A 25,122-nucleotide genomic window follows, 5' to 3' on the forward strand; every position below is an offset into this window, starting at 1 on the left:
AGCGTTCTTATATAATTATAAACGCTAACTTAATTAATTACAAGAAAAAAATACCCTATTTTCACAAGGTATTTTCTCCTATTTTATTTCTTTAAAAATGCGCCTTTTCCGAAGAATTCTATGACTTGCGGCATGACCTGATAAAGCCGGGTTGCGATATTCATCACGAAAGGTAAATTGATTTCGCGGCGTCTTGTCCCCATAATTTGTACGGTTTTTCTAGCTACTTTTTCTGGTTTCAAAACTAATTTACCCACTGTTTCTAAGTAGTTCCCTGATTTATCTGCAACATCGAAAAAGTTCGTTGCAATCGGACCTGGATTTATCGTCGTTACTTTGATTTTATCGGGAATTAATTCTAAGCGCAGCGCATTGGAAAATCCTAGTACAGCATATTTTGTTGCTGAATAGACCGTTGATTTTGGTGTGGCAATTTTGGCTGCTTGAGAGGCGATATTAATGATATGCCCCGACTTGCGAGCTTGCATTTGCGGTAAGATCAGTTGCGTTAATTGAATCAAACCTAATACATTCGTATCAAACATTTTTTCGATGGTCTCAAACGGGATATCTACTGCGTTTTCAAATAAACCAAAACCAGCACAGTTGACTAGCACATCTACTTGATATGTCTCGTTTATTTCAGCGCTAACTTGCTTTACTTGCTCAAAATCTGTCATATCAAGTGTAAAATAAGTCGCTTCAACTGAAAAATTGGCACTTATTTCTTTTTGTAAAGTGATTAATTTTTCCGTACTTCTTGCTGTAATAATAACGTTTGCGCCAGATGCTGCCACTTGTCTTGTGATTTCTGCACCAAGACCGCTAGAAGCACCAGTAATTAATACCGTTTTATTTTTCAAAAAAGGGTTCATTTCGTCACTCTCCAATTGGGAAAACAGCTAAGTCGTACGCTATTTCAGTATTTTCAAAAACAGATTGTGCTTCTATTAATAACTCTTTACTTGCATCACGATCGTATCTTGAGCTGATATGCGTTAATATTAATTTTTTGACGTTGGCATTTTTCGCAAGGCTCGCAGCTTGTAATGTCGTCGAATGCATATATTCTCCTGCCAGCTTTTCTTTATCGCCTTCAAACGTTGCTTCGTGTACTAACACATCGGCGTTTAGCGCTAATCCAAGTTCACTGTCTGTCGCTTTAGTGTCGCCGAAAATACTAATGATTTTCCCTTTTTGTGGCTCATCAATGTAGTCTTTTCCGTCAATGACACGTCCGTCAGCTAATGTGACTGTTTCACCATTTTTCAGTTTTTGGAAAATAGGACCTGCTTCGACACCCGCTGCTATTAATTTTTTCGCATCGAGTGCACCCGGTTTATCTTTCTCAATGATTCGGTAACCAAAACTACGCAACCCGTGATCCAATTCGTCCGCGGTAATCGAAAACATCTTATCTTCAAAAATCAAACCTGGTTCAATTTCGTTAAAAATGATTTTGTAGGTTAGTCTAGTCCCACTTAGTCTTAAAGAAGTTTCGACGTATTCTGCTATTCCAGCTGGGCCGTATATAGTTAGGTCGGATTCCCCTCCTTGAAAAGAGCGGCTGCTTAATAAGCCGGGCAGACCAAAAATGTGGTCACCGTGTAAGTGGGTAATAAATATTTTTTCTAGCTTACTTAGTTTAATTTGGCTACGCATGATTTGGTGTTGTGTTGCTTCTCCGCAATCAAATAGCCAAATTGTATTTCGTTCGTTTAACATTGAAAGTGCGATGGATGTGACATTACGGCCTCGTGACGGTACGCCTGCTCCAGTTCCTAAAAAAACAAGTTCCATATATTGTTCCATTCCTTTCCCAGTTCGTGTCTTATTTTATCACATTCTTAAACGAACAGGAAATAAACATTTTCTCAATAAAAACGCTTATAATTCAGAAATAACTGTCAAATTAAAAAAATATTCGAACCAAACAGTTGCACAAATGCCTCATTATGGATAAAATAGTATGGACTAATGAGGAAAATTAATAGCTCATTTAATAAGGCCTTTTTTTGTGGGGTTCTTTTCAAACTAAGAAATCTTTTTCTTAGCAGTTAATTTTTTGCCATTAAGAGAATAAGAAAGAGGGTAAATGACGTATGACAGATGAGTTAGAACAAAAAGCACTGATTACTATTTTTGGCGGTACGGGAGATTTGGCAAATCGCAAACTTTACCCTTCGCTATATCATTTGTACAGTAAGGGATCTCTTGGCGACAATTTTGCTGTTATTGGTACGGCACGTCGTGAATGGAGTAATGATTTCTTCCGTGATAAAGTAAAAGAGTCTATCAAAGACATTGACGGTTCCGAAAAAGACGCGGATGCATTTGCTTCTCATTTCTACTATCAATCTCATGATGTGACGAATAAAGAATCTTATGTAACGCTAAAAGATTTGTCTGATGAACTCGATGCAAAATATGACTTAGGTGGTAATCGCCTTTTCTACCTTGCTATGGCGCCGAATTTCTTTGGAACTATCGCAAGTCGCATTAAATCTGAAGGCTTTGTGGACACAGATGGTTTTCATCGTTTAATTATCGAGAAGCCATTTGGGCATGATTTAGCTAGTGCGGAGGAATTAAATGATTCGCTTCGTCAAGCATTTAAAGAAGATGAAATTTATCGTATTGACCATTATTTAGGAAAAGAAATGATCCAAAATATCTCGGTTATTCGATTTGCAAATTCGATTATTGAATCGCTTTGGAACAATCGTTATATCGATAATATCCAAGTTACTTTAACAGAAGTGCTTGGTGTAGAAGATCGTGGACGTTATTACGATGAAAGTGGCGCACTTCGCGACATGGTTCAAAACCATATCTTACAAATCGTTTCTTTACTCGCAATGGAACCACCGATTAACTTATCGACTCGCGAGATTCGTCATGAAAAAGTTCGCGCGCTTCGTTCTTTACGCGTTTTTGAAGGAAAAGAAGTTCATCAAAGCTTTATCCGTGGCCAGTATGGTCCTGGTGAAGTGGATGGTAAAGAACTGAAAGGCTATCGTCAAGAAGATAATGTCGATCCTCATTCCAATACAGAAACTTTTGTTGCGGCAAAACTAGAAATCGATAATTTCCGCTGGGCTGGCGTTCCATTTTACATTCGTACTGGTAAACGTCTTGCGAAGAAAACGACACAAATTGCGATTCAATTTAAAGATGTGCCACTGAACTTATTCGGTCAACAACAATCGCTTGGTGGTAATGTGCTAGTCATCCATATCCAACCTGACGAAGGGATTACGCTTCATTTGAACGTGAAAGAACCTGGTCAAGGAATGGTGACAATGCCAGTCAACTTAAATTATATTCACTCTTCTCCAGATGGCATGAATACGCCTGAAGCATACGAAAAATTAATTCTCGACTGTCTGCGCGGCGATGCGACTTACTTCTCTCACTGGGATGAAGTTTCGCTATCATGGAACTTTATTGACCATGTAGCAGATGTTTGGACAAATACGAAAGATCATTTCCCGAATTACAAATCCGGTTCGATGGGTCCGAAAGAAGCAGACGACCTTATTCAACGTGATGGATTCCAGTGGTTCCCAATCGATTAATCAAAAAACCAGAAATATGGCTAACCTAGCCTGTTTCTGGTTTTCTTTGTTTACTTGCAAAAGCTACTAGGCATGTTAGAATAGAGAGGAAAACTAACTAGTTAAAGGAGCTCATATAATGGCTGAAAATATTGATGACTATCTAGAAAAAGGCATGTATGGGGCAAAAGAAATTAATACCGCTGAGAAGAAAAAATATTTAGGAACTTACCGTGAACGTGTCTTAGTTGCGCTCACAAAAGAAGAAGTTTTAACCCAAGAATATCTTCCAGAACTAGAGAAAGCAATCCTAGAAAATAGTGACTCCAAACTTCTGTTAAACGGATTACTGCATTACAATTCTTTACGCCCTTATATTAAACTAGCAGAAAAATGTAAACATGAATTTTCGATTGTTACTCGTTTGGAAGGTGAAACAGATATTTATCTTGTCCTTGCCTGTCAAAAAGCGGTAAACAAAGAAGATATTCACTTATATAAAGAAGAACAGGTAGAAAAACAAGAAGAACCTGTCTCTTTACTGGAGAAGGTTCGCAAATTGTTTAATTAAGTTTTCCGTCCAACATCGAGGAGGTCGATTTATGTTACATCTAATCACTGTATCACTCGCTATTTTAATGGCGTTACAAACGATTTATTTTTTCATTCGTAAAAATGTCAATATGGGCGTTATGTTTTTACTCATAACTGCTGCCCTTCTACTGCTTAGTACGATTTAATGGAATGTTTGTCTCGACAGCTTGCTTTAACGCTCGCTGCATGACACCGATTCCAGTCGCACCTTCAAGTGGAAAACAAAAAGATTGTTTATTGTCTGTAATACTCGCAAGTAGCCCTCTGAACTTTTTACCGCCTAGCATCGGGACTTGTTCAGTAGGGTTTATTTGTAGTTTTTGCCATTGTTCTTTTAGTTCCTCGAGCTGAATGGTGTCCTCCCCTGTTCCTTTCATCGTGAAGCGAACATCATATGTTGTTGGAACGATATCATCTGGTCGTAAAAAGCCGTACTTAGGTGACAAAATTAAATATTCCTTCGCAAATTGTTCTGCGTAGGCCTTGCTTAAACGGTGAAATGTTCCGGTGTATACTTTACTTGCTTTCACTGGGCCGATATCCGGTAATTTGTCCCATATTTTCGGTTTTCCTGATGCAATAATAATCAGGTTTGTTTTATTGGATATTCCCACATCATCACTCTTCCTTGTCTCTCTTCGGTATCTTTTTCTTCGATATGTACGAAATGATTATGTTTTAATACTTGGATAGATGCGCCATTTTGCTCGTAGCTTCTGGCAAAAATACGGTTGATTTCAGGCTGTTCTTTTAGCCAAGCAATCATCTCTATCAGTGCTTCGGACATATAGCCTTTATTTTGGTAGTCTGGCACAATACTGTAGCCGATTTCTATTTCGCCAGTTTCATCTGGATTCCCTTGCCCACCAATTTCGCCGATAATCTTATTTTCTTGTTTTAAAACGACTAATCGCGTCCATTTGATCATTCTATCGTCTTTTTTCACATTTTCTAACACATATGGTAAATAAAAAAAGAAATCAATTCCAGGCCAATCAGGCGACACGTGGTAGCCACTGGCTTTTTCTAATGCTTCTGTCCCATTGATTGTTGCTTGAATCATTTCCAGTGTGTAGTTAATTAAAATTAAGCGGTCTGTTTCTAAATTATCCACAACCAAAACCCGGCTTTCCTACGAATTTATTACTTTCAATTTAGCAGAATTGGGTAGAGGAACGCAACTAATCTGTGATTTTTTATCCAAATTATTATTTAAATGGTGGAGAACTATAAAAATAAAACTATTCTGACTATATACTTGACCTTTCATTTTTGAATGCGCTTCCATGTTAGTTATAGTCCAAATATAAGACCAGGTACTAATTCCAGTTAAAAGTGCAAGTTGCTTGAATTGTGCAAACAGACGGAAAACTTTCAAAATAACAATTGACAATCGCATGGCAACCATATATATTAAATACTAACATAACATTTCTTGATATTAATTTTTTCAAAAATGTGCGACTAATCGAAAAATAAAACCATTTAACGAAGGGGATAATGACTTATGAAAACGACTAAATCGGTCATTACAATTTTATTACTCTAGAAGGACTTTGAGCACTGTAGAAATTTACAGTAGTTTGAGTCCTGTTTACGTTAAATGGGATTCTGGCAAAGCATCCCATTGTTTTCATCATTGGGGTGCTTTTTATTTAGCCGGATTTCGGGTTTTCGAGCATTAAAAAGCGATTATCAAGCAAGCAGAACTTAATCATATATATTAATGCCGCGCTATTTAGTGAATTCTAAAAATTCAGTGTCGGCAAACAATTCTTAATTAGAAATGGGGTAAAGTCATATGCGTAGTGACAAAATAAAAAAAGGTGTCGAACAAGCTCCAGCAAGAAGTTTGCTGCATGCTACAGGTCAAATTAAAAGTCCAGGTGATATGGATAAACCATTTATCGCTATTTGTAACTCCTACATTGATATCGTTCCTGGTCATGTGCATTTGCGAGAACTTGCAGATGTGGCGAAAGAAGCCATTAGAGAGGCTGGCGGTATCCCATTTGAATTTAATACGATTGGTGTAGATGATGGCATTGCGATGGGACATATCGGTATGCGCTACTCCCTTCCCTCTCGTGAAGTTATCGCGGATGCAGCGGAAACAGTAATCAACGCGCACTGGTTTGACGGGGTTTTCTACATCCCAAACTGTGACAAAATCACACCGGGTATGCTTCTCGCTTCGGTTCGTACAAACGTCCCCGCTATCTTCTGTTCAGGTGGTCCGATGAAAGCTGGATTGTCTGCTCACGGAAAAGCGCTCACTCTTTCTTCTGTTTTTGAAGCAGTTGGTGCCTTTAAAGATGGCAGCATGTCCCAAGAAGATTTCCTTGATATGGAAGCTAATGCGTGTCCGACTTGTGGTTCTTGCGCCGGCATGTTTACAGCGAATTCGATGAACTGTTTAATGGAAATCCTTGGTATGGCTGTTCCCGGAAATGGTACAACACTTGCCGTTTCTGATGCACGCCGCGACCTTATTAGAGAATCTGCTTTTCATTTAATGGATTTAGTGAAAAAAGATATTCGTCCTCGTGACATTATTACAAAAGATGCGATTGATGATGCTTTCGCGCTGGATATGGCAATGGGTGGTTCAACAAATACCGTTTTACATACACTTGCCCTTGCAAACGAAGCCGGTATTGAAGATTACGATTTGGAACGTATCAATGATATCGCCAAACGTGTTCCCTACCTTTCCAAAATTGCACCGTCCTCTTCCTACTCGATGCATGACGTTCATGAAGCTGGCGGCGTTTCTGCCATCGTTAAAGAGCTTGTTGACCTTGGTGGCGCAATCCATCCAGACCGTATCACCGTTACTGGAAAAACGATTCGTGAAAACGTAGCTGATGCAAAAATTAATAATACCGATGTTATCCATCCGAAAGAAAATCCGTATAGCCCAGTTGGCGGACTTTCGATGTTATTCGGAAATATCGCACCAAAAGGAGCTGCTATCAAAGTTGGCGGCGTAGATCCTTCCGTACAAGTTTTCAAAGGAGAAGCAATTTGCTTTAGTTCTCATGATGAGGCGGTGGAAGCGATTGATAACCATACCGTTCGCGAGGGGCATGTAGTTGTTATTCGCTACGAAGGTCCAAAAGGCGGTCCGGGAATGCCAGAGATGCTGGCGCCAACTTCTAGTATTGTTGGACGTGGATTAGGAAAAGATGTTGCTTTGATTACAGATGGCCGTTTCTCCGGAGCTACTCGCGGTATCGCAGTTGGGCATATTTCTCCAGAAGCTGCAGCAGGCGGTCCGATTGCACTCGTTCATGACGGCGATATCATTACGATTGATTTGCCAAATCGGACGCTCAATGTAGACGTTCCTGATGAGGTTTTAGAAGAACGAAGAAAAGAATTACCAAAATTTAAAGCTAAAGTAAAAACTGGTTATCTTGCAAGATATACTGCGCTTGTAACTAGCGCCCATACTGGTGGTATTTTGCAAATTCCAGAAGATTTAATCGACTAAAAAAAGAGGTGATAAGCGTGATTGATACGACGAAGACAAATGAAAAAGCGACAAAAAAGCAAAATAAAAGTGGTGCGGAACTATTAATTGACTCCTTGAAAAAGCAACAAGTCGAGATGATTTTTGGTTATCCGGGTGGCGCGGTTCTCCCTCTCTATGATGCTTTTTATGACTGCGATATCCCGCATATTCTAACACGACACGAGCAAGGAGCGATTCATGCTGCGGAAGGTTATGCTCGCGTTACTGGGAAACCTGGTGTTGTGGTTGTAACGAGTGGACCTGGGGCGACCAATGTATTAACTGGTATTGCGGATGCGATGAGTGATTCGATTCCATTAGTAATTTTCACTGGGCAAGTTCATACGCCTGGTATCGGAAAAGATGCTTTCCAAGAAGCCGATATGATTGGGCTAACGATCCCCATTACGAAATACAATTACCAAGTGCGCGATGTTCGTGACTTACCAAAAATCGTCAATGAAGCTTTCCATATCGCAAGTACTGGTCGTAAAGGTCCTGTTGTCGTGGATATTCCAAAAGACATGGGGATTATCCAAACAGAGTCTGTCCGACCAGATACGATTGATTTGCCGGGTTATCAACCGACTTATTCACCAAATCCACTTCAACTTGAAAAACTAATGCAATCTCTTTCCGCCGCAAGTAAGCCACTAATACTTGCCGGAGCTGGCGTCAATCATGCGAGAGCTACAGCTGAATTACTAGAATTCGCTGAACGCTATCAAATTCCTATCGTGAATACACTGCTTGGTCTGGGAAGTTTCCCGCAAAGCCATGATTTATTCCTTGGTATGGGTGGTATGCACGGTTCTTATGCGGCCAATATGGCGCTAACGGATTGCGACTTGCTGATTAATTTTGGCTCCAGATTCGACGACCGGCTTGCAAGCGCGCCGAAAGAATTTGCCACGAAAGCAACCATTGCTCATATCGATATTGATCCTGCTGAAATCGGCAAAATTATCGAAACGCAAATTCCGATTGTGGCGGATATCAATGAAACCCTTACGCAACTTCTGCAAATGGAACTTCCGGTTCATCCGGATACATCCCATTGGTACAAATTAAATATGACGCGCAAAAACCGTCATCCTTTTAATTTTGATAGAACGAAAAAAGCGGAAATTAAACCACAGCGTGTCATTGAGCTAATTGGTGAAATTACGCAAGGTGAAGCGCTTGTTTCTACCGATGTTGGACAGCATCAAATGTGGGCAGCGCAGTTTTATCCATTCCAATTCGATCATCAAATTATTACGAGTGGCGGTCTTGGCACAATGGGCTTTGGCTTCCCGGCAGCCGTTGGGGCGCAACTTGCTTTCCCAGATAAAACGGTGGTTGCAATTGTTGGCGACGGTGGTTTCCAAATGACTAACCAAGAACTAGCAATTTTAAACGATTATCAAATCAATGTAAAAACGGTGATTATCAATAACGGTTCGCTCGGCATGGTTCGTCAGTGGCAAGAAAAATTCCACGGCGAAAGATATTCCCATTCGATTTTCACGAGCCAACCAGATTTTGTCAAACTATCTGAGGCTTATGGTGTCAAAGGTGTTCGCCTGACGAATCCGGAAACACTGGAAAAAGATTTGAGAAAAGCGTTCGCTCACCCTGGGCCGATCGTAATTGACGTTCATGTAGCAAAAGACGAACTAGTACTTCCAATGGTTCCAAGCGGCAAACCAAATCACCAAATGGAAGGGGTGGAATAAATGCGCCGAATCATTACCGCTACAGTTAACAACTCTTCTGGCGTATTAAATCGTATCACTGGGGTTATCTCCAGACGCCAATACAATATTGATAGCATCTCTGTCGGCTGGACCGAAATCCCAAATGTTTCCCGGATTACCATCGTCGTCCATGTCGATTCCTTATACGAAATCGAACAAGTAACCAAACAGCTCAACAAACAAATCGATGTGCTCAAAGTGAGCGATATTACTGACGATGCGCACATCGAACGCGAACTCGCTTTACTGAAAATCAACTCCCCCGCTGCCTTACGCTCCGAGCTAAACGCAGTCATCGAACCATTTCGCGCAACCGTCATTGATGTCGGCACGAAAAATGTTGTCATCCAAGTAACTGGTACAAGCGAAAAAATTGATGCTTTCGTTGACACCGTTCGCCCGTATGGCATTAAGCAAATGGCAAGAACTGGCGTAACTGGCTTTACAAGAAGCCCTAAAAAAATGGGTTGAAATCATTTACTACAGAGCAATTCGTTGCTTTGCTAGCATCAGAACAGCACATCGCTATTCTGAAATATAAAAAGAAACTAGTTGGAGGTTAGGAAAAATGACAAAAGTTTATTATGAAGATGCAGTAAAAAACAACGCACTAGAAGGTAAAACAGTAGCAGTAATCGGGTACGGTTCGCAAGGTCACGCACATTCTCAAAATCTACGTGACAATGGCAATAACGTTATTATCGGCATTCGCGAAGGAAAATCTGCCGAATCTGCAAGAAATGATGGCTTTGACGTTTATTCTGTTAGCGAAGCCGCTGATAAAGCTGATGTTATCATGATTCTTTTGCCAGATGAAACACAAGGCGAAACATACGAAAATGAAATTAAACCTAACCTAAAAGCTGGCAATGCACTTGTTTTCGCTCACGGTTTTAACATTCATTTTGACGTAATTAATCCTCCAAGCGATGTAGATGTTTTCCTAGTAGCTCCAAAAGGTCCTGGTCACTTAGTTCGCCGTACATTTGTTGAAGGTGGCGCAGTTCCTTCCCTATTCGCAATCTACCAAGATGCAACTGGAAACGCACGTGACACAGCCCTTTCTTATGCAAAAGGTATTGGCGCAACTCGCGCTGGCGTTATCGAAACCACTTTCAAAGAAGAAACCGAAACCGATCTATTCGGCGAACAAGCAGTTCTTTGCGGGGGCGCGACTCACCTTATCCAAGCTGGGTTTGAAACACTTGTAGAAGCTGGCTACCAACCAGAACTCGCTTATTTTGAAGTATTACACGAAATGAAACTGATTGTTGATTTGATGTATGAAGGCGGCATGGAAAAAATGCGCCACTCGATCTCTAATACAGCAGAATATGGTGATTATGTTTCCGGTCCTCGTGTTGTTACAGCTGATACGAAAAAAGCAATGAAAGAAGTACTTACCGACATTCAAAATGGTAACTTTGCTAAATCTTTCATCGACGACAACAAAAACGGCTTTAAAGAGTTCCATAGAATGCGCAAAGAACAACAAGGTCATCAAATCGAAAAAGTTGGCGCGGAACTTCGCGAAATGATGCCATTTGTCAAACCACAACATTAATACTTAATTCGGATTGCTAGGCGAGTTTTTCGCCTAGCAACCGTTTATCCTTTTTCAATATGAGTTTAAGGTAGAACGCGTTTCTTTCTTAAACTGATACTGAAAGCAGGAAAAATCCAAGCTTCCCTATCTAATATAAAACAAGAGGTGAAATCGAATGAAGAAAATCCAGTTTTTTGATACGACACTTAGAGATGGCGAACAAACCCCTGGAGTTAATTTTGACGTAAAGGAGAAAATCCAGATTGCCTTACAACTCGAAAAACTTGGAATTGATGTGATTGAAGCCGGCTTTCCGATTTCTTCTCCTGGAGATTTTGAATGCGTCAAGGCCATTGCAAAAGCGATTAAACATTGTTCTGTAACAGGGCTAGCGCGCTGTGTTGAAGGAGATATCGACCGCGCGGAAGAAGCGCTTAAAGACGCTGTTTCCCCGCAAATACATATCTTCTTAGCAACGAGCGATGTGCATATGGAATACAAATTAAAAATGAGTCGGGCGGAAGTTCTTGCTTCCATTAAACACCACATTAGTTATGCAAGACAAAAATTCGAAGTAGTACAGTTTTCACCAGAAGATGCAACTCGGTCAGATCGTGCTTTTCTAATTGAGGCCGTTCAAACAGCAATTGATGCCGGAGCAACTGTCATCAACATTCCGGACACGGTCGGATATACTAACCCAACCGAATTCGGACAGCTATTCCAAGACTTACGCCGCGAAATAAAGCAGTTTGATGATATTATTTTCGCTTCCCATTGTCATGATGACCTTGGTATGGCGACGGCGAATGCACTTGCTGCAATCGAAAATGGCGCAAGACGCGTTGAAGGTACGATTAATGGGATTGGCGAACGCGCTGGGAATACGGCGCTGGAAGAAGTTGCGGTCGCGCTGCATATTCGCAAAGATTTTTATCAAGCAGAAACAAATATCGTGTTGAACCAATTTAAAAATTCTAGTGATCTGATTAGTCGTTTGTCGGGTATGCCTGTTCCGCGTAATAAAGCCGTAATTGGTGGTAATGCTTACGCGCACGAGTCCGGTATTCATCAAGATGGCGTACTGAAAAACCCAGACACGTACGAAATCATCACCCCTGCCCTTGTCGGCGTGGATAAAAACTCGCTTCCTCTTGGCAAACTTTCTGGTAAACATGCCTTCAACACGCGCATGGAAGAAATGGGCTACACACTAACCGAACAAGAACAAAAAGATGCCTTTAAACGTTTCAAACAACTAGCAGATGCGAAAAAAGAAGTAACTGAAGAAGACTTGCACGCGTTAATTCTCGGCCAATCTTCCGAGTCTGCCGATGATTTCGAACTAAAACACCTGCAAGTTCAATACGTTACTGGCGGCGTCCAAGGTGCGATTGTTCGCATTGAAGAACGTGATGGCGCTCTAATAGAAGACGCAGCAACTGGTTCAGGTAGCATTGAAGCGATTTACAACACAATTAATCGCCTAATGAAACAAGACATCGAATTAACCGATTATCGTATCCAAGCAATAACTGCCGGCCAAGATGCCCAAGCAGAAGTCCATGTCGTCATTAAAAATGACAAAGGCGCTGAGTTCCATGGTATCGGTATTGATTTTGACGTTTTAACAGCTAGTGCTAAAGCTTATTTGCAAGCATCGGGCAAAAGCAAAACCGCCAGTAAGCAAGCTGATTTCGAGGAGGTAAAGTAACGTGACCTATAAAATTACTTCCTTAGCTGGCGACGGAATTGGTCCAGAAATTATGACTTCTGGACTTCAAGTATTAGAGGCAGTCGCAAAAAAATACAACCATACGTTTGAAATTGAATCCCATCCTTTTGGAGGCGCAGGAATTGACGCAGCTCACGACCCAATCCCCCCTTCCACCTTAAAAGCGTGCCAAGATGCCGACGCGATTTTACTCGGGGCAATTGGTGGTCCTAAATGGGATAACGCACCGAAACGTCCCGAAGATGGCCTACTTGCACTTCGAAAAGCGCTTGGTCTTTTCGCCAACATTCGCCCTATCCAAGTCCCAAGCTCCATCACGCACCTTTCTCCTTTAAAAAAGGAAATTGTTGAGAACACTGATTTTGTCGTTGTTCGTGAGTTGACTGGTGGACTTTACTTTGGGGAACCAAAACATTGGGATGAGTCAGCGGCAGTTGATTCTTTAACATATACCCGTGCAGAAATCGAGCGAATTATTGAGAAAGCTTTCGAAATAGCTGCGACGAGAAATAAAAAAGTTACTTCTGTGGATAAAGCGAATGTGCTAGCTTCTAGTAAACTATGGCGAAAAATTGCTGAAGAAGTGGCAAGTCGTCACCCAGATATCACACTAGAACATCTATACATTGATGCTGCGGCAATGCTTATGATTCAACGACCAACGACATTTGATGTTATCGTGACGGAAAACTTATTTGGCGATATTTTAAGCGATGAAGCGTCTGTCATTACTGGCTCACTTGGAATGCTCCCTTCTGCTAGCCATGCGGAAAACGGACCATCTTTATACGAACCAATTCACGGATCTGCGCCAGATATCGCTAAACAAAACATCGCGAATCCAATGTCTATGATATCTTCTGTATCCATGATGCTCCGTCAATCCTTCTCTCTTTTTGAAGAAGCGGATGCGATTGATGCGGCAACAGCAAAAACGATGCAAGCTGGATTTTTAACTGCTGACCTTGGTGGCAATACTTCCACAACAGACTTTACAAATGAAGTTCTAAAACAAATTGAAGGAGGAGAATAAAATGGGGAAAACACTTTTTGATAAACTTTGGAACCGTCATGTCATTTATGGCAAAGAAGGTGAACCGCAATTATTATACGTTGATCTTCATTTGATTCATGAAGTTACTTCTCCTCAAGCGTTTGAAGGACTGAGAATGGAAAATCGACCACTGCGCAGACCAGATAAAACGTTCGCGACAATGGATCACAATGTTCCTACTGAAGATATTTTCAACATTCAAGACCTTGTTGCTAAAAAGCAAATCGAAGCACTGCAAACTAATTGCGCGGAATTTGGTGTGACGCTGGCTGATATGGGTAGTGATCGCCAAGGAATCGTGCATATGGTTGGACCGGAAACTGGGCTAACACAACCTGGAAAAGTGATTGTTTGTGGGGATTCTCATACGGCGACACATGGTGCTTTCGGAGCGATTGGTTTTGGGATTGGCTCTAGTGAAGTGGAGCATGTTTTTGCCACTCAAACAATTTGGCAACAAAAGCCAAAATCAATGGGCATTGAAATTAACGGCAAACTTCCAAAAGGTGTCTATGCGAAAGATATTATTTTGCATTTGATTGCCACGTATGGCGTTGCATTTGGAACTGGTTATGCGGTCGAATACTACGGCGATACCATTCGTAATATGTCGATGGAAGAACGGATGACAATTTGCAATATGGCGATTGAAGGTGGCGCAAAAATGGGCATGATGGCGCCAGATGAAACTACTTTTGAATATGTGCGCGGTCGTGAATATGCTCCAGCTGATATGGATAAAGCAATTAGCGACTGGAAAACGCTCCAGACTGATCCAGATGCAGAATACGACCTTCATATCCAAATGGATGCGAGTATTTTGGAACCATATGTCACTTGGGGAACGAACCCCGAAATGGGTGTTCCTTTTTCGAAAGCATTTCCGGAAATTAAAGATATGAACTATGAGCGTGCTTATGAATATATGGGGCTAAAACCTGGTCAAACTGCGGAACAAATCGAGCTTGGCTATGTGTTTATTGGTTCTTGTACGAATGCCAGACTTTCTGACTTAGAAGAAGCCGCTCGTATCGTCAAAGGAAACAAAGTAAAAAATAATATTCGCGCACTCGTTGTCCCTGGTTCTCGCCAAGTTCGTAATGCGGCAGAATCCATCGGGCTAGATAAAATTTTTATAGAAGCTGGTTTTGAATGGCGCGAACCCGGTTGTTCAATGTGTCTAGGAATGAATCCCGACCAAGTACCGGACGGCGTTCACTGTGCCTCTACTTCGAATCGTAATTTTGAAGGACGGCAAGGCAAAGGGGCTCGTACCCATCTTGTTTCACCAGCAATGGCTGCAGCTGCCGCAATCAACGGGCACTTTATTGATATTCGAAAGGAGGCGGTTATCAGTGGAGGAAATTAAAGTACACATTGGAAAAACAGTGGCGCTAATGAACGACAATATTGATACCGATCAAATCATTCCAAAAAGTTTCTTAAAACGAATTGAACGCACTGGTTTTGGCGAATTTCTCTTTGATAGTTGGCGTTACCTGCCGAATCGTAAACCGAATCCGGATTTCCCGCTCAATGCTCCGGACCGCCAAGAAGCGACTATTTTGATTACTGGAGATAATTTTGGTTGTGGGTCTTCCAGAGAACATGCTGCTTGGGCGCTACTCGACTACCGTTTCCGTGTGATTATCGCTGGTAGTTATAGTGATATATTTTATATGAATTGTACCAAAAATGGTGTACTCCCTATCGTTCTTCCTAGAGAGGCACGTGAAAAATTAGCGCAAATTGCAGCCGAAGAGAATGTGACCATTGACTTACCAAACCAGCAAGTTATCAGTTCAGTTGGCACCTACCCTTTTGAGATTGATGCTACGTGGAAAAATAAATTTATTAATGGACTGGATGATATCGCCATTACATTTGAACATATTGATGCGATTAAAGCCTATGAACAAAAAGTGGATTCAATATAAGAAAAGGTAGTGAGGATGATGGAATTAGTTGACTTATTAGTAACAGAAGAAGATGTCGAAAAGGCCTATGAAGTCTTAAAGTCGGTCGTCAAGCATACACCACTAGAATATGATTTTTATCTTTCGGAAAAATATCATTGTAATGTCTATCTGAAACGCGAAGATTTGCAAAGAGTGCGTTCTTTTAAATTACGTGGTGCTTTTTATGCTATTTCCCGTCTATCAGCTGAGCAGTTAGAAAAAGGTGTCGTCTGCGCAAGTGCTGGAAACCATGCACAAGGAGTCGCTTATACGTGCAAACGAATGACGGTTCCTGCAACGATTTTCATGCCGACGACGACCCCTCAGCAAAAAGTATCGCAAGTGAAATTTTTCGGTGGTAGCAATGTAGAAGTTGTTTTAATTGGTGATACGTTTGATGCGTCCGCAACTGCGGCAAAAGAATTCGCGGCAGAACACGGCCAAACTTTTATCCCGCCGTTTGATGATCCTGATATTATTGCTGGGCAAGGATCGCTTGCTGTGGAGATGGTGAAAGATTTAAATAAAGCACACGAGCAAGCGGATTATGTTTTTGCTGGTATTGGCGGTGGTGGCTTGATTAGCGGCGTCGCAACGTATCTCAAAGCGAAAAGCCCAATTACCAAAATCATTGGAGTCGAGCCAGCTGGTGCCCCTTCGATGACAGAAGCTTTAAGACAAAATCAAGTCGTAACACTAGATAAGATCGATAAATTTGTTGATGGTGCTGCGGTAAAAGAAGTTGGAAGTTTAACGTTTCAACATGCGAAATTGTTAGTGGATGAAGTGACGACCGTTTCTGAAGGTGCTGTTTGTTCCACGATTTTGGATATGTATACGAAGCAAGCGATTGTTGCCGAACCAGCTGGTGCTCTTTCTGTCGCTGCACTTGAAACCTATCGGGAAGAAATTAAAGATAAGACGGTCGTTTGCATCGTGAGTGGTGGCAATAACGACATTAACCGGATGCAAGAAATTGAAGAGCGCTCCCTACTCCACGAGGGATTAAAGCATTATTTTATCGTCAATTTTTCGCAACGTCCTGGTGCTTTGAAGGAATTTGTTAACGATGTGCTCGGTCCGCATGATGATATTACTAAATTCGAATATACGAAAAAAGTGAATCGCGGTAATGGACCTGTTATTATCGGTGTTCTACTACAAGATAGAAACGATTATGAAGGTTTACTCGACCGGGTTGCGGCATTTGATCCTAGCTATATTCCGATTAATGATAATCAAACACTCTACACATTACTTGTTTAAAACGGGTTCTCGCATTGCGCGGGAACTTTTTTATATTACAGTTAATCCTTCTGTTATAGTAACAGTTTATTTTCAAAATCAGTTTAAAATCTTTTGTTTAAGGATATAAAGTAGTATAATGAACATGTAGAAATTAAACTGTATTATTTAAAAACAACTTTTCATATATAACAATTCAAGGAGTGGCAATGATGGACGCAGTTAGAAAAAATCGATTATTTCAGCATTCTACCATGGCAGCGCTTGTTGGTGGACTTTTCAGTGGGACGACGAGTTTCAAAGAATTACTACAACACGGCGACCTTGGTATCGGGACACTTGATCAATTTGATGGCGAGTTAATTATTTTGGACGGAGAAGCTTTCCAAATACGTTCGGACGGGCAAGCGTATAAAGTAAAACCGGAAGATACGACGCCTTACGCGAGCACTACTTTTTTTGATGCCGATACTTCTTTTAACGTTTCCGAACCGACCTCAAAACAAGCGGTAGAGGAAAAAATCGCGGAATTAGTACAAGGACCGAATGTGTTTTACGCGGTGAAAATGACCGGGAACTTCCGTTACGTGGATACGCGCGTTGTACCGAAACAGCAACGACCCTATCCGCCATTAATTGAAGCTGTAAAAGAACAACCAACGTATCATTTTGAATATATTACGGGTACGATTGTTGGTTTTTGGACGCCTGCTTATATTAGTGGTATTGGCGTTTCTGGTTACCACGTGCATTTTATTGATGATATGCGCAAAATTGGTGGACACGTGTTTGATTACGAAATGCTTGAAGGTACAGTAGAAGTCGCGCAACAAACCGAATTCGAGTTGCAATTACCGCAAACAACAGAATTTTTGCGAAGCGATTTAAGTACACCGGATATGTTGGAACAAATTGAAGCCGCAGAAAATTGATTCATAGAAAAAGCGCCCAAATTAACTTGGGCGCTTTTATTTATTCTGTAATAATTTTGTGAACAAGCGTTGGTGCAGTTGCTTGGTCAGAGATTTGAATGTTTTCGTAGATTTTCGCTTTTACATTTTCAACATCTTCTTGGTCCGCAAAAATGGTTACGAGTGACTCGCCTTCTTTGACTGCATCGCCCACTTTTTTGCGTAGCATTAAGCCGACTGCTAGGTTGATTTCGTCTTCTTTCGTTGCGCGACCGGCACCTAGAATCATTGCGGCGATACCAATTTCATCAGCGACGATTTGGCTTACGAAACCAGATGTTTTAGCTGGTACTTCGATTTGGTATTTGGCTTGTGGAAGTTTTTCCGGATGGTCAACTATACTTGCGTCGCCACCTTGATTAGAAAGGAATGTTTTGAATTTCTCAAGCGCTGCACCGTTTTCCATTACTTCGATTAGTTTAGCTCGAGCTTCTTCTAGTGTTTCTGCTTGTTTGGCAAGAACGACCATTTGGCTACCGAGCACAAGGACTAATTCCGTTAAGTCTTCTGGACCTTGGCCTTTTAATGTATCGATAGCTTCTTTTACTTCTAAAGCGTTTCCGATTGCTTCGCCGAGTGGTTGGGACATGTCGGAAATGACTGCCATGGTGTTTCTACCAACGTTATTTCCGATGCGAACCATGGCATTTGCTAGGTTTTCTGCATCTTCGTCGGTTTTCATAAATGCACCAGCACCTGTTTTTACATCAAGTACGATGGCATCTGCGCCCGCTGCGATTTTTTTACTCATAATCGAGCTTGCTATAAGTGGAATTGAGTTGACAGTTCCTGTTACATCACGAAGCGCGTACATTTTTTTATCTGCTGGAGTAAGGTTACCGGATTGGCCAATAACCGCTACTTTATCGCGGTTTACTAGGTTGATGAAATCTTTTTTATCTAGTTCGATGTGGAAACCTTCGATAGATTCTAGTTTATCAATCGTGCCTCCCGTATGTCCTAAGCCACGACCGGACATTTTTGCAACTGGTACGCCAACTGCTGCTACGAGTGGAGCAAGAACAAGTGTCGTCGTATCGCCAACACCGCCAGTACTATGTTTGTCGACTTTGATTCCTTCAATTGCGGATAGGTCAATCGTGTCGCCAGAGCCAACCATCGCCATTGTTAAATCCGCGCGTTCTTGATCATTCATATCTTGGAAAAAGATTGCCATGGCTAGAGCGCTTGCTTGATAATCTGGAATTTCCCCATTTGTATACCCATCAATGAAAAACTGAATTTCTTCTGTTGATAAAGCTTTGCCGTCCCTCTTCTTGGAAATAATATCCACCATTCTCATTTCTCTTCACCCTTTCTTTTTGTCCACTTTAGCATTTTATGTACCTTTATTGAGAACGGTTACACTTTTTAAGTAAACCGTTTTACTAAACAAGAACATGTGCTTAACATGCTCACTATATCGTACTCGTTCACTTGTTGTCAATACTTTTTGTACTACTGCGATTGATTAAAGAAATATCGAGTAGTCGGTTCTCTAATTTTTCGGTTGGATTTTGCAAATTTTTTAGTAATAGTTCTGCGGCAATTTCGCCGATACCATAGATTGGTTGGCGAATGGTTGTAAGTGGCGGGGTCATATATTCAGCCAGTTCAATATCATCAAAGCCGATAACACTAAGATCATGAGGGATGCGCAGATTTTTTTCTAGCGCCGCACGATATGTTCCCATCGCCATTAAATCATTGGTAGCAAAAATGGCACTCAAGTTTTCTTGGAGTAATTTTTGCGTGGCGATATAACCACCATTCATCGTTTGGTCCCCACTGACAATCCAGCTATCTTTCACCGGAAGTTGATAATCTTTCATACACGCCAAGTAGCCTTCATAGCGCTCATGTACGTTGTAAAAAGATGTATCTGAAATAATGATTCCGATGTTCGTATGACCTAGCTCAATTAAATGCTCCGTCGCCATATAGCCGCCTTTGAAATCATCAATTGCGATATTTCCTTCTTGCCTTGGATTCCGCTGACGATCAAGTAAAATATACGGAGAACGCTTCTCTTCCATACGTTTGATAACGCCTGAAAGCAGAATATTAGGGCTGGCGATAATTAAGCCATCGACAGCCCGGTGCAATAATTCTTCTACATATAAATCTTCTCGTTCTTTATCGTTGGAAGAGTTACAGAGCATAATCATGTAACCTTCTTTATTTAAGTAATCTTCCGCCCCTTTAACCATTTGCGAGAAAAACGGATCGGTTACTTCCGGGACAATCATTCCGATGGTGTTCGTGTGACTAACAATCATATTTTTGGCGAAAAAGTTTGGTTTATAAGACATCTCTTTTGCTGTTTTTAGGACTTTTTCACGAGTTAAGTCGCTAAATCGTTCCCCTTTACCATTCAAAATTTGAGAAATCGTCGTAATTGAAACGCCTGTCTTTTCAGCTATTTCGCGGATGGTTGCAGCCATTTAAACTCCCCCAGTCAGATTATCTATTCTCCTTATTTTGCCACATTTGAGAATAATAATAAAGGGGTTTCATTCAAAATTAGTAATTATCAGGTTTAGCTGGTTTTTCGCCGGAAACAATTGCAACGCCTGCACTTGCGCCAATACGAGTTGCGCCTGCTTCGATCATTTTTTCTACGTCTTCTTTCGTCCGAACGCCACCAGATGCTTTTACGCCGATGTTTGGTCCAACTGTTTTACGCATTAAGGCGATATCTTCGGCAGTTGCACCACCTGTGGAGAATCCTGTAGATGTTTTAACGAAGTCTGTTCCTGCTTTTACAGCGATTTCGCATGCGCGAACTTTTTCTTCATCCGTTAGTAGGCAAGTTTCGATAATTACTTTTACTAAGGCTTTTCCTTTGGCAGCATCGACAACAGCGCGGATATCGCGTTCTACTAATTCATCGTCTTTGTCTTTAAGTGCGCCGATATTAATAACCATGTCGACTTCTTTCGCGCCATTTTGGATGGCATCTTTCACTTCAAATGCTTTTACTTCTGGGGTATTTGCTCCAAGTGGGAAACCGATAACAGTACATACTACGGATTCTGCTCCAGCAAGTTGTTCAGCGGATAGTTTTACCCAAGTTGGGTTCACACATACGGATGCAAAGCCGTATTCTCTTGCTTCTTTTGTTAGTGTTAAAATTTGTTCTTTCGTTGTGTCTGGTTTTAAAGCAGTATGATCGATCATTTTAGCAAGTGTCATTTTAAAAACTCCTTTAAATTGTATTTGGTTTCATCATATCGCACCCAAGAACATTTGTAAACTAATTGATGAAATTTTGTTCAAGCAGCTGTTTTGCGGTAAATTGGTCGGTGATAAAATGATTGGCATAACCGCCACGAAGCGCGCCATGAATCGCTTTTATTTTTCGTTCGCCACCTGCGACAAGGATAGCTGTTTCTTTTTGTTTTAACGCTTGCAAATTGATGCCGATGGTTCGTTCGTCCATTTTTTCGTCAGCAATTTCTCCGTCAATTGTGAAAAATCGTGAGCAAATATCGCCGACTGCTTTTTCTTTTAAGCGCGCCTTTTCTTCATCAGAAAAATAGCCTAGGCGGAAAAGCAGGGCTTCATCACGCACAGTTCCTACGGTAAAAATAGCGATATTGGCTTTTTTACCAAGTTCGATGATATTTTTTATATGGCGATCTGCTTCTACCATTTGTTTAGCGAGTGGATTATCAAGGACCACGGGAAGTGGCAGTGAAACTGGGGCCGTATCATAGGCAGCACCGAATAATGCTAACGTTTCAGCAGCATACGTATTGACATCAGAATGACTCACGCCGCCTTTAAGTTGGACGACTTTTATTTCTGCTTTTAGTGGGGCTAGTTTTTGGGCGATTTTGTACATCGTGGTTCCCCAACTCACACCAAGAATATCGCCATCATGGATAATCTCGTCTAAATATTCTGCAGCACTTTGGCTGATTTGCTTGGTTATTTCGCTATAATCATTTGTTTGACTGAAAGCAACGGTGACGTTTTTTAGTTGGTACTTTTCTTTTAAAGCGACGGCCAGTTCTGTAAGATTAGAAAATGGATCTTGGACTTCGATTTTGACGTATCCTTTTGTTTTCGCGTTTTGGAGCAATCTGGAAACGGTCGGTCTGGAAACACCTAGACGCGTGGCGATTTCTTGCTGGCCGAGATCCGATTGATAATAAAGTCTCGCCACCTCAATGCTGAGCTGTTCTTTTTGTCTATCCATTTCATCCCTCCATCGTTTTCTTTTTAGTATAACGTAAGAACGGGGATAGTTCGAGAGGGAAGATAAAAAAAGCATGCGTTAGCTAAAATTACTAACACATGCTCTGATATGATTATTTAGTTGTAGGCAGTGCTCCAACTACTGGGTGCGGGATGTATAGTTCTTCTAGATAGTTAACTTCCGAAGTGGTTAGTTTAATATTTAGCGCCTCTACCGCGCTTTCTAGGTGACTTTCTTTTTGCGCACCGATGATTGGTGAAGTAATTTCATCTTTGTTTAATAACCATGCTAAGGCAATTTTATCTCGAGATACTTGGTGTGTTTCTGCAAGTTCAGCTACACGTTCAATAATGCCTTTATCCGTATTCATCATGTCATCGTATTTAGATTTTTGAACTGGGTCCATTTCGGAACGATTCGTTGTTTCATTCAAATCACGTGTTAACCGACCTGATGCTAGTGGACTATATGGCGTAATCGCTATTTTTTCATCGCGACAAAACGGAATCATTTCTCGTTCTTCTTCCCGGTAAATCATGTTGTAATGATTTTGCATGGAGACGAATTTTGTCCAACCATTTCTTTCTGCGACGCGTTGTGCTTTTTGGAACTGCCAGGCGTACATGGCACTGGCACCGATATAGCGCGCTTTTCCGGACTTAACAACATCATGCAAAGCTTCCATCGTTTCTTCAATTGGTGTATTTTCATCAAAACGGTGAATGATATATAAATCTACATAATCCGTTTCTAGTCGTTTTAAACTATGGTCGATTTCACTTAAAATGGTTTTTCTTGATAAACCGCCACTATTGGGACGATCTGGGCGCATGGTTTGTTGCACTTTGGTTGCTAACACAATATCATCGCGGTTGGCGTAGTCTTTTAGCGCACGTCCGACGATTTTTTCACTTTCGCCGTAGGAATAAATATTCGCCGTATCAAAGAAATTTATGCCTAAATCGAGTGCTTTTTTTATGATAGGGCGACTGTTTGCTTCGTCCAAAACCCATTTATGAATCCATTTATCTTTATCACCGAAGCCCATTGTTCCTAAACAAATTTTCGAAACATCCATGCCAGTGTTGCCAAATTTAACATATTCCATCTAAAACCCTCCTAGTTAATTTCTAGTACTACTACAGCATAAACCTTGAAGTTCACTCCAAGTCAACCTTTAACTATAAAAAAATCCCCCGGAGCGTTCCGAGAGATTTTTCTTTTATTAATAAAATTGGTCCGGTAGTAAAGTTTCGCCGAGTTTGATGTTATCACGATAATCAATCGGAATATCAACCACGACTGGCCCTTCTGTTTCTAGCGCTTCTTTCAACACATCCGCAAGTTCTGCCGGATTCGTTACGCGAAGTCCTTTTGCGCCAAAGCTTTCGGCAAATTTGACGATATCGACATCACCAAAACGAACGGCTGCTTCTTTGCCGTATTTCATTTTTTGTTGGAAAGCGACCATATCATAGCTGCCGTCATTCCACACAAGGTGAACGAGTGGCGCACGCAAGCGGACTGCTGTTTCTAATTCCATCGCTGAAAATAGGAAGCCACCGTCCCCAGAAATCGAAACCACTTTTTCACCGGGATGTACGAGTGTCGCTGCAATTCCCCAAGGAAGCGCCACACCAAGCGTTTGCATACCGTTACTGAAAAGCAGGCGGCGTGGTTCATAGGAACGGAAATGACGCGCCATCCAAATGTAATGCGAGCCAACATCAACGGTTACAGTTACGTTGTCATCTATCGCTGAACGCAGTGTTTGAATGACTGACAGCGGATGCACACGGTTTGTTTCATCACTTTCTGGCGGAACATCTCGTTCTTCCAATTGAGCGTGAAGTTCTTTTAATGTTTCTAACTCTTTATCCGCTAATTCCAAACCGCTGAATTTCGCATTGACACGGTCTAAAGTAAGCGCGATGTTGCCGACTAATTCCGTTACCGGTTGGTAATAATGATCAATATCAGCACGAATGTCGTCTAAATGGACAATCGTTCTATCTCCGGAAGCATTCCAAGCTTTTGGATCGTATTCAATTGGATCATAACCTACCGTAATAACTAAATCAGCTTTATTGAGCAAAATATCTCCTGGTTGGTTGCGGAACAAGCCTACACGCCCAAAGAAGTTATCTTCTAAGTCGCGCGAAATGACACCAGCTGCTTGGAAAGTTTCCACAACAGGAATGCTTGTTTTTTGAAGTAAACGGCGAATCGCACCAGTTACTTCCGGACTTGATGCACGCATACCTAATAGTAATACAGGCAATTTCGCTTTTTTCAAACGGGCAACTAGTTTAGCCACTTGTTCTTTGGAAGCTGGGCCGTTTTCTGGTTTCGCAAGTGGGCGAATCGCTTTTACTGGGACATTTGGTTCATTCACGATGTCTTGTGGCAAACTGATAAAAGCGGCACCTTGATTCGGTTCAGCTGCGGAGCGAAATGCATTGGTGATCGCTTCCGGGATACTTTCGGCGTGCACGACTTCTTCGCTATATTTTGTAATCGGGCGAAAAAGTGCTGCGTTATCCATTGATTGATGAGTTCTTTTTAGACGATCTTGCCGTGTGACGTTTCCGGCAATCGCAACAACCGGATCTCCTTCTGCTGTCGCGGTTACAAGCCCTGTTGCAAGATTGGATGCGCCTGGCCCACTAGTTACAAGCACAACTCCCGGTTTTCCAGTTAGACGCCCGATAGCCGCAGCCATAAATGCCGCATTTTGTTCGTGTCGGCTGACGATTAATTCCGGCCCACGTTCTTCCATCACATCAAAAACTTTATCGATTTTTGCCCCAGGAATACCGAAAACATGGGTAACCCCTTGATTAATTAAACTATCTACAACTAAGTCTGCACCTGATTTTCCTTTTACAACTACTTTTTCTTGTTCTTTTTCAAGCTTTGCCATTTCTATCATCCTTTTGTTATATAAATTATTTATATTTTAATAGTACAGATTTATATAAAACCTCATTTACAAGAATTAT

At 41.3% G+C, this 25,122-nt stretch carries 23 protein-coding genes; 13 read left to right on the forward strand and 10 right to left on the reverse strand.

What is annotated here, in order from left to right:
- Positions 1-83: 83 nt before the first annotated feature.
- On the reverse strand, positions 84-875 hold the full coding sequence (locus tag HCJ30_RS10595; protein WP_185392123.1) for an SDR family NAD(P)-dependent oxidoreductase: 792 nt from the start codon (positions 873-875) through the stop codon (positions 84-86).
- A gap of 4 nt (positions 876-879) precedes the next feature.
- Positions 880-1,800, reverse strand: coding sequence for a ribonuclease Z (gene rnz / locus HCJ30_RS10600; protein WP_185392124.1), 921 nt, complete (start codon positions 1,798-1,800; stop codon positions 880-882).
- 302 nt (positions 1,801-2,102) lie between these two features.
- On the opposite strand from rnz, the gene zwf reads away from it, so the two are divergent.
- The 3 genes from zwf to HCJ30_RS10615 all read left to right on the forward strand — a co-directional run bounded on the left by zwf (position 2,103) and on the right by HCJ30_RS10615 (position 4,297).
- The gene (zwf, locus tag HCJ30_RS10605; protein WP_185392125.1) at positions 2,103-3,578 is read left to right on the forward strand and encodes a glucose-6-phosphate dehydrogenase; all 1,476 of its coding nucleotides are present in this window, start codon (positions 2,103-2,105) and stop codon (positions 3,576-3,578) included.
- Positions 3,579-3,696: 118 nt separating this feature from the next.
- On the forward strand, positions 3,697-4,128 hold the full coding sequence (locus HCJ30_RS10610) for a YueI family protein (protein WP_185392126.1): 432 nt from the start codon (positions 3,697-3,699) through the stop codon (positions 4,126-4,128).
- A gap of 31 nt (positions 4,129-4,159) precedes the next feature.
- On the forward strand, positions 4,160-4,297 hold the full coding sequence (locus HCJ30_RS10615) for a hypothetical protein (RefSeq protein ID WP_003763184.1): 138 nt from the start codon (positions 4,160-4,162) through the stop codon (positions 4,295-4,297).
- On the opposite strand, the gene HCJ30_RS10620 is transcribed toward HCJ30_RS10615, so the two are convergent.
- Positions 4,277-4,765 (reverse strand): DUF6884 domain-containing protein, encoded by a 489-nt coding sequence (locus tag HCJ30_RS10620; protein ID WP_185392127.1) that lies wholly within the window; start codon positions 4,763-4,765, stop codon positions 4,277-4,279. The two genes, HCJ30_RS10615 and HCJ30_RS10620, sit on opposite strands and share 21 nt — an antisense overlap.
- Entirely contained in the window at positions 4,738-5,265 is a 528-nt protein-coding gene (locus HCJ30_RS10625; protein WP_185392128.1) for a GNAT family N-acetyltransferase, read from the reverse strand. Before HCJ30_RS10625 ends, HCJ30_RS10620 begins: the two co-directional genes overlap by 28 nt.
- A 687-nt stretch (positions 5,266-5,952) precedes the next feature.
- On the opposite strand from HCJ30_RS10625, the gene ilvD reads away from it, so the two are divergent.
- The 10 genes from ilvD to budA all read left to right on the forward strand — a co-directional run bounded on the left by ilvD (position 5,953) and on the right by budA (position 17,877).
- Positions 5,953-7,647: a dihydroxy-acid dehydratase gene (gene ilvD, locus HCJ30_RS10630; RefSeq protein ID WP_003728794.1), complete on the forward strand. Its 1,695-nt coding sequence runs from the start codon at positions 5,953-5,955 to the stop codon at positions 7,645-7,647.
- A gap of 17 nt (positions 7,648-7,664) precedes the next feature.
- The gene (gene ilvB, locus HCJ30_RS10635; RefSeq protein ID WP_012681373.1) at positions 7,665-9,386 is read left to right on the forward strand and encodes a biosynthetic-type acetolactate synthase large subunit; all 1,722 of its coding nucleotides are present in this window, start codon (positions 7,665-7,667) and stop codon (positions 9,384-9,386) included.
- On the forward strand, positions 9,387-9,878 hold the full coding sequence (gene ilvN / locus HCJ30_RS10640) for an acetolactate synthase small subunit (protein WP_003723150.1): 492 nt from the start codon (positions 9,387-9,389) through the stop codon (positions 9,876-9,878). It begins immediately after the preceding gene.
- 97 nt (positions 9,879-9,975) lie between these two features.
- Positions 9,976-10,971 carry a ketol-acid reductoisomerase gene (gene ilvC, locus HCJ30_RS10645; protein ID WP_031669949.1) on the forward strand — a complete coding sequence of 332 codons (996 nt, stop codon included), beginning with the start codon at positions 9,976-9,978 and terminating at the stop codon, positions 10,969-10,971.
- Between the two features lie 157 nt (positions 10,972-11,128).
- Positions 11,129-12,667 (forward strand): 2-isopropylmalate synthase, encoded by a 1,539-nt coding sequence (locus tag HCJ30_RS10650; RefSeq protein WP_185392129.1) that lies wholly within the window; start codon positions 11,129-11,131, stop codon positions 12,665-12,667.
- 1 nt (position 12,668) lies between these two features.
- Positions 12,669-13,721 carry a 3-isopropylmalate dehydrogenase gene (gene leuB, locus HCJ30_RS10655; protein ID WP_185392130.1) on the forward strand — a complete coding sequence of 351 codons (1,053 nt, stop codon included), beginning with the start codon at positions 12,669-12,671 and terminating at the stop codon, positions 13,719-13,721.
- A 1-nt stretch (position 13,722) separates the two neighbouring features.
- Positions 13,723-15,111: a 3-isopropylmalate dehydratase large subunit gene (gene leuC / locus HCJ30_RS10660; RefSeq protein WP_185392131.1), complete on the forward strand. Its 1,389-nt coding sequence runs from the start codon at positions 13,723-13,725 to the stop codon at positions 15,109-15,111.
- Positions 15,098-15,679 (forward strand): 3-isopropylmalate dehydratase small subunit, encoded by a 582-nt coding sequence (gene leuD, locus HCJ30_RS10665; protein ID WP_185392132.1) that lies wholly within the window; start codon positions 15,098-15,100, stop codon positions 15,677-15,679. The genes leuC and leuD overlap by 14 nt, the downstream gene beginning before the upstream one ends.
- An 18-nt stretch (positions 15,680-15,697) precedes the next feature.
- Positions 15,698-16,966, forward strand: a complete 1,269-nt coding sequence (gene ilvA / locus HCJ30_RS10670) for a threonine ammonia-lyase (protein WP_185392247.1) — start codon at positions 15,698-15,700, stop codon at positions 16,964-16,966.
- A 191-nt stretch (positions 16,967-17,157) separates the two neighbouring features.
- Positions 17,158-17,877 (forward strand): acetolactate decarboxylase, encoded by a 720-nt coding sequence (budA, locus tag HCJ30_RS10675; RefSeq protein ID WP_185392133.1) that lies wholly within the window; start codon positions 17,158-17,160, stop codon positions 17,875-17,877.
- A gap of 40 nt (positions 17,878-17,917) precedes the next feature.
- On the opposite strand, the gene HCJ30_RS10680 is transcribed toward budA, so the two are convergent.
- The 6 genes from HCJ30_RS10680 to alsS form a co-directional block, all read right to left on the reverse strand.
- Entirely contained in the window at positions 17,918-19,219 is a 1,302-nt protein-coding gene (locus HCJ30_RS10680) for a pyrimidine-nucleoside phosphorylase (protein WP_185392134.1), read from the reverse strand.
- A gap of 130 nt (positions 19,220-19,349) precedes the next feature.
- Complete coding sequence (locus tag HCJ30_RS10685) at positions 19,350-20,360, reverse strand: substrate-binding domain-containing protein (RefSeq protein WP_185392135.1); 1,011 nt, start codon at positions 20,358-20,360, stop codon at positions 19,350-19,352.
- A 79-nt stretch (positions 20,361-20,439) separates the two neighbouring features.
- A complete protein-coding gene (gene deoC, locus HCJ30_RS10690; RefSeq protein WP_185392136.1) occupies positions 20,440-21,111 on the reverse strand; it encodes a deoxyribose-phosphate aldolase in 672 nt (223 codons plus the stop codon).
- Positions 21,112-21,172: 61 nt separating this feature from the next.
- Positions 21,173-22,120: a DNA-binding transcriptional repressor DeoR gene (deoR, locus tag HCJ30_RS10695; RefSeq protein WP_185392137.1), complete on the reverse strand. Its 948-nt coding sequence runs from the start codon at positions 22,118-22,120 to the stop codon at positions 21,173-21,175.
- Between the two features lie 112 nt (positions 22,121-22,232).
- Complete coding sequence (locus HCJ30_RS10700; protein ID WP_185392138.1) at positions 22,233-23,228, reverse strand: aldo/keto reductase; 996 nt, start codon at positions 23,226-23,228, stop codon at positions 22,233-22,235.
- A gap of 117 nt (positions 23,229-23,345) precedes the next feature.
- Positions 23,346-25,043 carry an acetolactate synthase AlsS gene (alsS, locus tag HCJ30_RS10705; protein WP_185392139.1) on the reverse strand — a complete coding sequence of 566 codons (1,698 nt, stop codon included), beginning with the start codon at positions 25,041-25,043 and terminating at the stop codon, positions 23,346-23,348.
- Between the last annotated feature and the right edge of the window lie 79 nt (positions 25,044-25,122).

It is taken from the genome of Listeria cossartiae subsp. cossartiae, assembly GCF_014224155.1.
Taxonomy (GTDB): Bacteria; Bacillota; Bacilli; order Lactobacillales; family Listeriaceae; genus Listeria; species Listeria cossartiae.

What these genes read in the sequence shown, in the direction of transcription:
- HCJ30_RS10595 (WP_185392123.1), bottom strand. Translation starts at nt 875, where the DNA reads ATGAACCCTTTTTTGAAAAATAAAACGGTATTAATTACTGGTGCTTCT.
- rnz (WP_185392124.1), bottom strand. Translation starts at nt 1,800, where the DNA reads ATGGAACTTGTTTTTTTAGGAACTGGAGCAGGCGTACCGTCACGAGGC.
- zwf (WP_185392125.1), top strand. Translation starts at nt 2,103, where the DNA reads ATGACAGATGAGTTAGAACAAAAAGCACTGATTACTATTTTTGGCGGT.
- HCJ30_RS10610 (WP_185392126.1), top strand. Translation starts at nt 3,697, where the DNA reads ATGGCTGAAAATATTGATGACTATCTAGAAAAAGGCATGTATGGGGCA.
- HCJ30_RS10615 (WP_003763184.1), top strand. Translation starts at nt 4,160, where the DNA reads ATGTTACATCTAATCACTGTATCACTCGCTATTTTAATGGCGTTACAA.
- ilvD (WP_003728794.1), top strand. Translation starts at nt 5,953, where the DNA reads ATGCGTAGTGACAAAATAAAAAAAGGTGTCGAACAAGCTCCAGCAAGA.
- ilvN (WP_003723150.1), top strand. Translation starts at nt 9,387, where the DNA reads ATGCGCCGAATCATTACCGCTACAGTTAACAACTCTTCTGGCGTATTA.
- ilvC (WP_031669949.1), top strand. Translation starts at nt 9,976, where the DNA reads ATGACAAAAGTTTATTATGAAGATGCAGTAAAAAACAACGCACTAGAA.
- HCJ30_RS10650 (WP_185392129.1), top strand. Translation starts at nt 11,129, where the DNA reads ATGAAGAAAATCCAGTTTTTTGATACGACACTTAGAGATGGCGAACAA.
- leuC (WP_185392131.1), top strand. Translation starts at nt 13,723, where the DNA reads ATGGGGAAAACACTTTTTGATAAACTTTGGAACCGTCATGTCATTTAT.
- ilvA (WP_185392247.1), top strand. Translation starts at nt 15,698, where the DNA reads ATGGAATTAGTTGACTTATTAGTAACAGAAGAAGATGTCGAAAAGGCC.
- budA (WP_185392133.1), top strand. Translation starts at nt 17,158, where the DNA reads ATGGACGCAGTTAGAAAAAATCGATTATTTCAGCATTCTACCATGGCA.
- HCJ30_RS10680 (WP_185392134.1), bottom strand. Translation starts at nt 19,219, where the DNA reads ATGAGAATGGTGGATATTATTTCCAAGAAGAGGGACGGCAAAGCTTTA.
- HCJ30_RS10685 (WP_185392135.1), bottom strand. Translation starts at nt 20,360, where the DNA reads ATGGCTGCAACCATCCGCGAAATAGCTGAAAAGACAGGCGTTTCAATT.
- deoC (WP_185392136.1), bottom strand. Translation starts at nt 21,111, where the DNA reads ATGACACTTGCTAAAATGATCGATCATACTGCTTTAAAACCAGACACA.
- deoR (WP_185392137.1), bottom strand. Translation starts at nt 22,120, where the DNA reads ATGGATAGACAAAAAGAACAGCTCAGCATTGAGGTGGCGAGACTTTAT.
- HCJ30_RS10700 (WP_185392138.1), bottom strand. Translation starts at nt 23,228, where the DNA reads ATGGAATATGTTAAATTTGGCAACACTGGCATGGATGTTTCGAAAATT.
- alsS (WP_185392139.1), bottom strand. Translation starts at nt 25,043, where the DNA reads ATGGCAAAGCTTGAAAAAGAACAAGAAAAAGTAGTTGTAAAAGGAAAA.